The organism is Candidatus Paraluminiphilus aquimaris, from assembly GCF_026230195.1.
Classification (GTDB): Bacteria; Pseudomonadota; Gammaproteobacteria; order Pseudomonadales; family Halieaceae; genus Luminiphilus; species Luminiphilus aquimaris.
The window spans coordinates 2,451,859-2,463,427 of the sequence record NZ_CP036501.1 but is presented as its reverse complement, the minus strand read 5'-3'; the positions used below and the strand labels follow the sequence as shown (position 1 = coordinate 2,463,427).

At 52.2% G+C, this 11,569-nt stretch carries 8 protein-coding genes; all 8 read left to right on the top strand.

Annotated elements, in window-relative coordinates:
- Window positions 1–144: 144 nt before the first annotated feature.
- The 8 genes from E0F26_RS11240 to E0F26_RS11205 all read left to right on the top strand — a co-directional run bounded on the left by E0F26_RS11240 (window position 145) and on the right by E0F26_RS11205 (window position 11,491).
- Window positions 145–3,411 (top strand): VPS10 domain-containing protein, encoded by a 3,267-nt coding sequence (locus E0F26_RS11240; protein ID WP_279241754.1) that lies wholly within the window; start codon window positions 145–147, stop codon window positions 3,409–3,411.
- 41 nt (window positions 3,412–3,452) lie between these two features.
- Window positions 3,453–3,932 (top strand): TlpA family protein disulfide reductase, encoded by a 480-nt coding sequence (locus E0F26_RS11235; protein ID WP_279241753.1) that lies wholly within the window; start codon window positions 3,453–3,455, stop codon window positions 3,930–3,932.
- A gap of 97 nt (window positions 3,933–4,029) precedes the next feature.
- Complete coding sequence (locus E0F26_RS11230) at window positions 4,030–4,461, top strand: VOC family protein (protein WP_279241752.1); 432 nt, start codon at window positions 4,030–4,032, stop codon at window positions 4,459–4,461.
- Complete coding sequence (locus tag E0F26_RS11225; protein WP_279241751.1) at window positions 4,454–4,864, top strand: VOC family protein; 411 nt, start codon at window positions 4,454–4,456, stop codon at window positions 4,862–4,864. The genes E0F26_RS11230 and E0F26_RS11225 overlap by 8 nt, the downstream gene beginning before the upstream one ends.
- Before the next feature lie 167 nt (window positions 4,865–5,031).
- Window positions 5,032–6,624: an FG-GAP repeat domain-containing protein gene (locus E0F26_RS11220; protein WP_279241750.1), complete on the top strand. Its 1,593-nt coding sequence runs from the start codon at window positions 5,032–5,034 to the stop codon at window positions 6,622–6,624.
- A gap of 645 nt (window positions 6,625–7,269) precedes the next feature.
- Window positions 7,270–8,574 (top strand): TolC family protein, encoded by a 1,305-nt coding sequence (locus tag E0F26_RS11215; RefSeq protein ID WP_279241749.1) that lies wholly within the window; start codon window positions 7,270–7,272, stop codon window positions 8,572–8,574.
- A 6-nt stretch (window positions 8,575–8,580) separates the two neighbouring features.
- Window positions 8,581–10,323, top strand: coding sequence for an ATP-binding cassette domain-containing protein (locus E0F26_RS11210; RefSeq protein WP_279241748.1), 1,743 nt, complete (start codon window positions 8,581–8,583; stop codon window positions 10,321–10,323).
- Window positions 10,316–11,491, top strand: coding sequence for a beta-barrel domain-containing protein (locus E0F26_RS11205; RefSeq protein WP_279241747.1), 1,176 nt, complete (start codon window positions 10,316–10,318; stop codon window positions 11,489–11,491). The genes E0F26_RS11210 and E0F26_RS11205 overlap by 8 nt, the downstream gene beginning before the upstream one ends.
- Window positions 11,492–11,569: the final 78 nt, after the last annotated feature.

The window sequence follows — 11,569 nt, the reverse complement described above, 5'->3', positions numbered from 1 at the left end:
CTCGCTTCTAAGCCACAATTCTGACGAGACGGTTTGACCCTCTCGGGTGAATGGAACACCATCGATATCCCCTGATTGCAGATTGCGTACTTCGGGTGGAAGTCGTAAATCTGCAAACAATTACAAAATGATAAGGATCACACTATGGTCTCGTTGCGCGTCCTCACCCTTTTAGCTGTCAGTTTGTGCCTTGGTTCGGCAACGTTTGCTGCTGATAACGACGCAGGTGACAACCCCTTAGCTGACCTGCCAATGCGTCACATTGGTTCAGCGCTCATGTCTGGCCGCATCTCTGACTTTGCGTTCTATCCAGAGGGTAATCAGTCGTTTATCACCGGTGTTTCCTCGGGCGGCGTGTTTAGGACGACTAACGGCGGTACAACGTGGGAGCCTCTTTTTGACGGTGAGGCGTCTTATGCCATCGGTGTTGTGGAAATCGACCCCAATGACAGCGACACGCTGTGGGTTGGTACCGGTGAGAACAACGCACAGCGTAGCGTAGCTGCGGGCGATGGTGTTTATAAGTCGGTCGACGGTGGTAAGTCTTGGACGAACGTAGGGCTCAACAACTCAGGTCATATCAGTCAGATTTGGATTAATCCCGCGGACTCAGATGAAGTACTGGTCGCAGCGCAAGGACCACTGTGGAGTGATGGTGGCGATCGAGGTCTTTACCGAACAACGGATGGGGGCGCGACGTGGGAATCCGTCCTTACCGTTGATGAGCATACGGGTATCAATGAATTTGTAGTCGACCCCCGAAACCCTGATGTCATTGTCGCCTCGAGTTACCAGCGCAGACGCCATGTTTGGGTCCTGATCAACGGAGGACCAGGCAGCGGTATTCATAAGTCTACCGACCGTGGAGAGACATGGACCGAAATCGCATCGGGCTTGCCAAGTGACCACATGGGTCGCATTGGTCTTGCAGGTGCCGACAGCGACCCTGACATGATCTATGCGATTATCGAGGCGAACGACAAAGAGAAGGGCGTCTATCGGTCAACGGATTTTGGAAGCACTTGGGAGAAACGATCCTCGTACATGACGTCGAGTCCCCAGTATTACAACGAGATTGTGGTCGATCCTGACAATGCAGAACGACTGTACGCACTCAATACCTTTACGATGAAATCAGAGGATGGTGGCAAGTCATTTTCTGCTATCTCAAGCCAGTGGCGTCACGTGGATGATCATGCGTTATGGATTGACCCCGAGAACACGGCGCATCTCTACATCGGTGGCGATGGGGGTATTTACGAGAGCTGGGATCGTGGCAGCACGTGGCGTCATATACGTAATCTTTCAATTACGCAGTTCTATCGTATACAGCCCGATTACGTAGAGCCGTTCTACAATGTCTGTGGCGGTACGCAGGACAATAACTCCATCTGCGGACCCTCTCGGACCACCAATGTCCACGGCATTACCAACTCGGATTGGAACGTTGTACTGGGCGGCGATGGCTACGAGCCTCAGTTTGACCCCATAGATCCCAATACAGTGTATGCGCAGTATCAGTACGGTGGACTTGCGCGCTATGACCGGCGGACACAGGAGCGGGTCTATATTGCGCCACACCCTGAGAGCGGTGAAAACGATTACAAGTGGAACTGGAATACCCCACTGCTGGTAAGCCCACACGATCCCAAGCGGCTTTATTACGCAGCAGAATATCTGTTTCGCTCGGATAATCGTGGCGATAGCTGGCGAAAAGTCAGTCCCGATCTAACCCGTCAAATCGATCGAAATAAGCTCGAGGTGATGGGCCGTGTTTGGGGTGTCGACACCATTGCCAAGAATGATTCCACTTCGATGTATGGCGCGGCCATCATGATTAGTGAGAGCGAACTTCAAGAGGGTTTGATTTACGTTGGCACCGACGACGGTGTCATTAACATCACCGAAGATGGCGGTGCGACCTGGACACAAACCACACGCTTCGCGGGCGTACCTGATATGACCTACGTCGATGATGTGCAGGCTTCGATGCATGACGTAAATGTTGTTTACGCCGTCATGGAAAATCATAAGCGTGGTGACAATAAGCCTTACGTACTGAAGTCCTCTAACAAGGGAAAGAGTTGGAAGTCCATCGCAAGTAACCTGCCGACGAATGGTTTTGCGCACACCATTGCCGAGGATCACGTCGATCCGAATCTTTTATTTTTAGGCACCGAGCAAGGTGTCTTTGTTACACAGAACGGTGGTAAGAGTTGGAGTCAGATGCGCAATAACCTGCCGACAATTGCCGTGCGCGATATTGAAATTCAGCGTCGTGAGAACGATCTGGTAGTCGGCACGTTTGGACGTGGCATCTACATTGTTGATGACTACTCGCCACTTCGCACCCAAGCTCGCGACCTCGGTGCCTTTCAGCTCTTTGCACCGCGAGACCCCTGGTTATTCATCGAGGGTGACGTCTGGGGCGGTGTTGAGAAAGGTTCAATTGGTCATGCCTTCTTCACAGCGCCAAATCCTGAGTTTGGCGCTGTTTTTCGGTATTACGTTAAAGACGGATCGAAAACCAAAAAGCAGATTCGTCGTGCGGCTGAAATAGCGATCGAAAATGAGGGGGGTGATACGCCATATCCTTCTTGGAATGCACTTCGTGCCGAAGACAGAGAGCGTGGCGCTGCACTGTATATTCTTGTTCGAGACGCTAATGGTCAGCTGGTTCGTCAAATCTCGGCAAAATCAGGTGGTGGTTTGCACCAAACAGCCTGGGATTTACGGCTGCCAGCGCCCGATCCAGTCAGCATAAAGACGTCAGGTTCGAGACCCTATTGGGCAAGTGATCCTGCGGGTCCGCTTGCACTTCCGGGTTTGTATAGCGCCTCGCTTGCCTTGGAGCGTGATGGGATTATCAAAATGGTTGGAGAGCCGCAATCATTTACGGTTAAGGCACTGGATAACAGTGTTGAGATCACGGATGACCGCCGGGCGCTACAAGATTTCCAAGTAAAAGTTGCTGGCTTACAGCGAGCGGTCAAAGGTGCTGTACGGAGCATGAGCGAACTCGATAATCGTGTGGCGCACGTGCGAGCCGCACTGCCTGTAACGCTTGCGTCATCTGAGGCAGATCTCGATGCTGTCGGTCAGCTCGAGGCGCGACTGGCTGATTTAGAGGTAACGCTCCGTGGTGATCGGACCCGAAGCAGTCGCAACGAACCCTCTCCCGTATCGATCGCATCACGCGTGTCGAGTATTTACGGCACGGTCGTTTTTTCTCAGTCGAGGGTGGGGGGTAAATTCAAAGACTCTTACGCAATAGCGGCCACTGAGTTTGAGGGGGCGCTCTCAGAGCTTCGCTCGATCGCACAGGATCTAAGCGACCTCGAAGCAGGGCTAGAGGAAAAAGGCGCACCCTGGACCCCCGGTCGTATTCCGACCTGGTCTAGCGTGCAGTGACCAATTACCAACCGCTAATGCTCATGAGTAGGTCGCGCTTTTTGTCCGCTGTTTTGCTTGGCATCATGACGTGCCTATTGCTTGGCGCGAACACACCGGAAGCCAAAGCGGAGAGCGGGGGCAACCCCCTTGTGGGAGACCTCAGCCCCGAGCAACTATTTGAGGCGTTCCCATCTTTCGCAGAGGGCTATGTAGCGTTTGATGTAGGGGCAGGTTCGATCCAGTTGCCATTGGATACGACTGTTTTAGTGTTTTTTGGGACGTGGTGTCACGACAGCGAGCGCGAAGTGCCGAGGTTGTTAAAACTGCTTAGGACGGCGGGGCTGAGTGAGGAAAAGCTCATGCTTATTGGCCTTGATTACCGAAAGCGCGAGCCCGAGGGGCGGGCCGCGCAATTAGACGTGCAGTACACGCCGACGGCCATCTTCCTGCGTCAGGGGGTCGAAGTGGGACGGATCGTGGAGCGGCCGAACACAACGCTGCAAGAGGCAATCAAACAGATTTTTGACGTCAGCATTTAGTCTGAGGTAAACCAGAGCGTGTAGCTTCGCAGTTAGGCCGCAGTGATTTTTAACCGGTAAGCCGGATGATAGATTAAAAAATAAGAAGGAGCGGGGTATGGCGACAGGGAAGATAATTCCATCGATTCGGTATAAACATTGTCCTGAGGCGATTGATTGGCTGGTCCGTGCATTTTCCTTTACTCCGCATTTTGTCGTGCCAGGAGATCATGGTGAGATCCTTCATGCGCAACTGACCTACGGTGACGCCATGATCATGCTGGGTTCAGCACATGACGGGGATGACTTCGGCAAACTCCACGCATGCCCTAATGAACTTGAAGGGAAAAATACGGCGAGTTTTTATCTGGTTGTTGAGGACGCCGATGAGCATTGTGTTCAGGCCCGGCAGCACGGTGCTGAGATCATTATTGATGTTCGGGATGAGGACTACGGTGGTCGGGGTTACACGTGTACGGATCTTGAGGGACATATTTGGACCTTCGGCACTTATGACCCTTGGTCCACTGCCGGGGGCGCGTATGTTTAGTCATATAGTGCTGGGCACCAACGACTTGAAAGCGGCAACTGTATTCTATGATCAGGTGATGGCGACGCTTGGCTACGCACGTCATGATACCGGCGATACCTACGCGGGTTACGGTAAAGCGACCGATATTGGCAGTGGACAGAACTGTTTGTGGATCAACATGCCACTAGACGGAAAGCCAGCCACTATTGGCAACGGTACAAATATCGCCTTACTTGCCGAGGACCGTCAGGCGGTTGATGCGTTTCATGCAGCGGCGATGGATCAAGGGGGGCAAGACGAGGGCGCGCCTGGACTAAGAAGCGAAGTTCATCCGCATTTCTATGCGGCTTATTGTCGCGACCCGGACGGACATAAACTTGTGATCGTATGCCATAAAGTCTTCAGTGATGCTGGAGACTGAGGCTGCCGAGGGGACATTAAGTTTTGCTGGAGAAGTCGGTCGAACCCGAGAGGAGGACTTAGGGGTATGTCGTTCAACTTGTAGATCGGTTTGCTTAACCTCATCAACGTACAGAAATTTGCGAGGGTTCGGGTGCGCGGTGAAAGTATTCAAAGCTGAGGTGATCAATGTCTAAACGCTTTCTAGATCGCCCCTTTTTACGCGGCGTTGCAATTGGCTGGTCAGTGTTGGTATTTGGTTTCGTGACTGCGATGGTGTGGGCCAGCGAACTGATGACCGTCGCAGAGACTCCGACGACTGCGCGCAGTCCTGCAGGGGAATTTATCTCTTGGCGCGAGCACAGAATAGACGATGAAGGCATTAACGGTGGCGTCCCAATTCGCGGTGGGGATGGAATTGCTGTCGGTGATATTGATGGTGATGGGTTGGAGGATTTGATCACTGCTCACGAGGACTCAAACCATATTCGTATCGCCTTCTCCAATGGCAGTCCCAATGAGTGGATGCTTCGAACCATCGCCGAGGGAAAATCAGCCGGGGCTGTCGAGGATGTCGCGCTGATTGACCTTAACGACGATGGCTATCTTGATGTGGTGGCGGCGTGTGAGGACGCGCATCTTTTGTATCTGCAAAACCCCGGAGAAGCAGCGCGCACCGGTATCTGGCAGACATTAATTCCCGAGTTCAGTAAGGGCCGTGGATCGTGGCTACGGATCTTCACAACAGATATCGATGGAGATGGCCGCGCCGAACTCACGGCTGCCAATAAAGGGACCGCCGACGTTGTGCGACTCGATGCGGGTGATGCAGACAATGGCGCAACATCGCTGATTCGCGTTGCGGGCAATCCGCTTGAATCGTCAAGCTGGAGCGAGACGGTGCTGTATCAAGTCGGCGTGCCTAATACGGCTTTACCCGTCGACATCGATGGCGACGGTGATATGGATGTGATCGCCGCGAAGCGTGTTCGCCAACAAATTGTGATCATAGAGAATCAGGAAGTAGGCGAGCAGGGGGTGTTAAGAACAGATGCTAAATCTGTTCAAATCCTTCCCGGTTTCGACGCGCCAACAGGGTGGCGAGGGCTAAGTAACGCATTTCATGCCGACACTGCGGATATCAATAATGACGGTCGCTTGGATCTTCTAGTGAATGTCCTTGAACTTGCTGATGATCCTAGCTTTCGTCATGCGGGCCTGGGGTGGCTTGAGCAAGGCGAGAGCTTGGATGATCCGTGGGTTTTTCGTCGTATCGGCAGTACGCTGCCGGACTGGCTCATCGGCATTCACGTCACAGACATCGATGGTGATGGGGATCACGACGTGGTTACGGGTGGTTACTCAGGCATCAATATTATCGAGGGAGCTTACTCAGGCGCATCGCGAGACTTTGATGATCCCTCCGTGACACCGGCTTCGTCAGTCGGTCGCATTAGCTGGTTTGAAAACCCGGGACGTGTCGACGCGACATGGAAGCGCCATGATGTGTCGCGTCGTGTCAGGGGAATGTTTGATATGTATGTTTCTCGTGATCTTGATGGAGATGGCGATATAGATCTCATCTCAACGCGTGGAAATAGCGGCGAATTCGATGGTGTGTTCTGGCTTGAGCAGATTCGCAGCAAAAAAGCTGCGCCCAGTTTCATTCCAGCGCGCAAGTCAGAAAGTCGTCCTCTGCCCTTGCCACCGGAAAATTGGCTAGAAATATACGATCGACGCACCACCTACATTGCACCGAACAAGATGGGCGATAAACCCTAAATAAACTTAGGACTTAGGACTTAGGACTTAGGACTTAGGACTTAGGACTTAGGACTTAGGACTTAGGACTTAGGACTTAGGACTTAGGACTTAGGACTTAGGACTTAGGACTTAGGACTTAGGACTTAGGACTTAGGACCCGAGTCGCACGATTGGGCGAGATGTGATCTTGAAGCAGTTTCGAGCACAACACAGTCTGCTTTTAGGATTGGGTCAGGGCTAGTTTAGTTTCTCGGCGAAATAGGCGAGGACATTCTCAAGTGCCTCATGGGTGGGGTGGCCGGTCTCGTCAACAAAATCTAAAGTCAGTACAGAATGACCTTTGCCCGGTAACACGGTGCTGAGATCATTATTGATGTTCGGGATGAGGACTACGGTGGCCGCGGTTGCACCAGCAAAGATCTAGAAGGTCATGTGTGGACCTTTGGGACTTACGATCCGTGGTTAATGCCTGAGTAAACCCCTCCTCGGTCATCTGGGCTCTAATTAGTCGAACTTGATGTGATGACCCCACTCGGCCTCCTTCCGAGAATACTACTCCTTGGCGAAACGTTATCTCTGATATAGCAAAGTGGCTAAATTGACGCCGCAGAAATCGCCCCTCGGTATATGTTATCGTGCGGCCAAATCGGGGCGAGTAGACAAGTGTTTAGGTTAACAGGCGGCATTGTTGAGAGCGGTATCAAGTTGAGCATGGCTTTCATCTGTGCGAGTGGAGTGGTTCCGTCTGTTCAAGCTGAGAGTGCGTCGCTCGAGACGCTCATGAAGCAGGCGCTCGCCAACAATCCCGAGATTGCCGCGGCTCAGTCAGCACGAGATGAGGCCTACTACGAGGTACGCCGTTCACTATGGGCGCTTTTTCCGTCTTTCCGCGCGAGCTCCTCTCAATCTGAAGCTCAGATTGATCAAACGTCTGCATCACTTGTTCAACCCCTGTGGACTGGTGGAGATTTATCGGGACGCATTGCACGTGCCGAATCGCTCTTAGCCGAGTACGAGGCAAGGCTCTCCAACCAAGCTCAGGACCTATTCTTACAGCTGACAGCAGCGTTTGCTGAGGCGGCCGCAACCGACGAAGCCATTGCTGCTGCTGAAGCAAATTTGGCTAATCATGAGGAATTACTTGCTCGAATTAATCGCCGCGCCACAGCGCAAGCCAGTGCAAAAATCGATGTGAAGCTTGCAGAGGCAAGGCGACAATACGCAGTCACTGAGCTCTTGCGATTGAACGCTGATAAGCAGCGATATTTGGACGAACTTGAACGACTATCGGGAGCAGTGATCGATGCGATAAAAGTGACGGTAACCCCAGAGTTGCCCCAGAAGTCCTTATCGCAGTTGATTGATGAAGTGGAGCAAATATCGCCAGCACTCTCGGCATATCAGGCGCAGCGGCAGCAAGCGAAGGCCGATATGAAAGTGGCTAAGGCGCTCACTAAACCCAAAGTTTTTGCCGGTTATGAACGTCGGTTTGATGAGATTTTTCCCGGGCAGGTGGAGGAGCAGTTTTACGTGGCCTTTGAATACGCCCCGGGAGCAGGTTTTGAAGCTGGAACTGCACAGGCGGCCGCCAGGGCGCGCGAGCGAACCATCACAGCGACTATGGAGTCTGCTCGTCAGGATGTGGCTCTGCAGGTCAAATCAGCAGTCAACTTTATCGAGGTTAGCCATGCACAACTTGGACCCGCCCGAGAGTTAGTTGAAGCTACAAGTGCGGTCTCAGCGTCCTATCTTCGTCAATTTGCAGTGGGCCAAAAAAGTTGGCTTGACGTCATGAACGCGCAGCGAGAGGCCCATCAAGCGCGACTTTTCCAAATTACTCAGCGTAAAAATTTCCTCAGTGGGTATTATCGTCTCCAAGTCATGCGGCAGGCTTATGCTCCTCTTACGGCGTTTGCCTCTCCCATGACTGAGCTCGAGCAGTTGCGTTTAGACATTCCAGAGAGATGACAGACAGTGGATACACCTGAGCCAAAGACCGCATTTCAATACGTTGCCGCTGCCGTGTGGCGCCGCGGTCGTATGTTAAGAGACATTGGCGTTGCAACACTCGTTATTAATCTCGTCGCATTGTTGATATCGCTTTACACATTACAAGTGTACGACCGCGTCATCCCACGAGGTGGGTTTGAGACCCTGTTCGTCTTGACGTTGGGAATTGGGATAGCACTTTTTATCGACTTTCTCCTAAAAATCTCTAGAGCCTTCATCATGGATCGCGAATCCGGTGATATTGATGTGGAGCTTTCGGAGTTCTTTTTTGCGCGCTTATTAGCGGTGGGCTTAGATGCCAGGCCTCCGAGCGTAGGGACACTCGCAGCACAACTTAGAGGCCTTGATATTGTGCGTGGGTTAATGACGTCTGCCTCTTTTTTAATATTGGCAGATCTCCCGTTCGCGCTTTTGTTTATCGCCGCGATTGCGGGCATAGGAGGCAGTGTTGCCCTAGTGCCTTTGACGGTTTTCCCCATCGCGCTGATCACGGCTTTCATCTTTGCTGCACTGATTCGGCGAGATGCCGAGAGAGTGCAGCTATCGAGTCATCGAAAGAATGGTTTGTTGGTGGACAGTATCAACGCCTCTGAAACCATTCGGAGTAACAGCGCAGAAAATCATTTGGTGGGTCGGTGGAATCAGCTTCTGCAGGAGCTTCAGGTCTCAGACAGAAACCTCCGTCGCTGGTCAGTAATCGCCGGTGCGCTCTTTTCTTTACTCCAGCAAGTGAGCTTTGTCGGTATTGTTGTTGTGGGAGCGTTTCAGGTGGCCGATGGCAATTTAACGCTCGGTGGATTAATCGCCTGCACCATTTTGGGGGGGCGTATTAATGGTCCATTGGTGGCGTCTCTGCCTAACCTGATAATCCAGTGGACATCGAGCCGGATTGCGCTGACCTCATTAGATCAAATGCTTCAGCTGCCCAGCGCGTTTCCCATAGGGAAAAAAGCTATTGCACCTCCCGAGGGAGCCCCAAACCTTCTCATGCAAAACGTAACGTTTGCTTACAATGAAACGAGTCAGGCCTTGCAGGTTCAAAAATTTAAGCTCGAGCCCGGTGAGCGTGTCGCCGTAATTGGTTCAGTTGGCTCGGGTAAGACGACGTTTCTAAAGCTGCTGGCCGGTTTGTACCAGCCAAAACAGGGCGAGGTACTCTTCTCTGACGTGGATATGCGTTTGCTCGACGAGACTGCAGTCAGAAGAAAAGTGTTTTACATGCCTCAGCACTATCAACTTTTTCAGGGGACGCTGCGGGAAAATCTGCTTGCAGGGTTGCCAGGTGTTGATGACGAGAAGGTGCTTAACGCTGCAAAACGCTCGGGCCTCATCAAAGTGATTAACGGCCATCCGCGCGGATTAGAATTACCCATCACTGAGGGTGGGCAGGGCTTGTCTGGGGGCCAAACAGCACTAGTGGGTATTACGCGTCTGTTCTTAAGTGATGCCGATATTCTATTGCTCGACGAGCCAAGCAGCGCGCTCGATCAGGAAACAGAGGCGCGTGTCATTAACGAGTTATTTAAATACGCAGGTGACCGACGATCCGTGGTTTTGATTACTCACCGCCCGCAGGTGTTTACTGCGATTCGGCGGCTCGTTGTCTTTGGTCCAGGCCGGATCGCAATTGATGGCCCACTAAAAGATGTTTTAGCGAGGTTGCGCGAAACAGCGACTCGTCCCGCCACGGAGGCTCCCGATGCTTGATGACCTGACGCCGCACTACACGGGCTCCAAAGTGTCGTCTGCGCGGTGGGTAGTGTGGCTGTGCTTACTCTTTGTCATCGGCTTCTTTTCTTGGGCCCACTTCGCGGAAGTGGATCAAATTAGTCGGGCTCAAGGTGTCGTTATCCCAAGTTCAAGACTCCAAGTTGTTCAAGCGCAAGAGCAGGCGGTGGTGGAGCGGCTGAACACGGGGCTCGGTGAAAAGGTCAATCAAGGTGATGTGCTAATTGAGTTCAATAATGAACGGGCGCAGGCGGCAGTCTCCGAGAGTCTTGCTGCACTTGAGGTACTAACGGCACTGAGAGAGCGCCTTAGCGCAGAGATTGAAGGTCGCGCGCCCGATTTTTCAAGGCTATCCATAATAGATCAAAAAATAACCGAGAGTCAGCAGCAGCTATATGACCTGCGAGTTAGGTCATTTACCCAAGAAATCAAAGGCCGGGAGCGGTTATTGAATTTGGTTGCGGCAGAACTGGCTGCGAATAAGCCGTTACTTGAGAGTGGCGATGTGGGGCTCTCCGAGGTTATGCGTCTTGAGCGCGCAGTTGCGCAGGCGGACGTCGAGCTAGTCGCCATTAAAAATAAATATTACCAATCGCTGCAAGAACAATACGTGGAGGTAGATGCGGAGCTTGCTAGTGAGCGTGAAGTGTTGAAACAGCGAGAAGTTTCATTGTCCGCTATGACAGTGAAGGCTCCCGTGTCAGGCGTCGTAAAGCAAATAGGTTTCTCCACATTGGGCGCAGTGGTTAAGGCAACAGACACGTTGGTGGAGATTGTGCCTGAGGGTGATGTTTTGGTCGTAGAGGCTAGGATCTCGCCGAGGGACATCGCCTTCGTCACGATAGGTCAACCGGCGTCAATGAGTTTCGATACGTATGACGCATCAATCTACGGGAGCGCGGCGGGTCAAGTCATCTTTGTGAGTCCAGATAGTGTGATTCTTGAGCGATCCGGACAATCTGAAGTGTTCTTTCCTGCGCGAGTACAAGTAAGCACCGAGACCATGTTTGAGCGTAGTGACGTGGATTTATCAATCCGCTCGGGTATGACGGGTAGCGTAGAAGTGAAAACGGGTCGCAATACGGTTTTACATTATTTATTCAAACCGTTGGTCAAAACCTTCTCTGAGTCCTTGGGCGAGCGCTAATGTTCTGGTTTTCACCCAAGTTGACAGGCGTACTGAGGCAAGAAAAATTTCCTGTTTGCGTAAAATTTAGCTACATTT

What these genes read in the sequence shown, in the direction of transcription:
- E0F26_RS11205 (WP_279241747.1), top strand. Translation starts at nt 10,316, where the DNA reads ATGCTTGATGACCTGACGCCGCACTACACGGGCTCCAAAGTGTCGTCT.
- E0F26_RS11220 (WP_279241750.1), top strand. Translation starts at nt 5,032, where the DNA reads ATGTCTAAACGCTTTCTAGATCGCCCCTTTTTACGCGGCGTTGCAATT.
- E0F26_RS11230 (WP_279241752.1), top strand. Translation starts at nt 4,030, where the DNA reads ATGGCGACAGGGAAGATAATTCCATCGATTCGGTATAAACATTGTCCT.
- E0F26_RS11240 (WP_279241754.1), top strand. Translation starts at nt 145, where the DNA reads ATGGTCTCGTTGCGCGTCCTCACCCTTTTAGCTGTCAGTTTGTGCCTT.
- E0F26_RS11225 (WP_279241751.1), top strand. Translation starts at nt 4,454, where the DNA reads ATGTTTAGTCATATAGTGCTGGGCACCAACGACTTGAAAGCGGCAACT.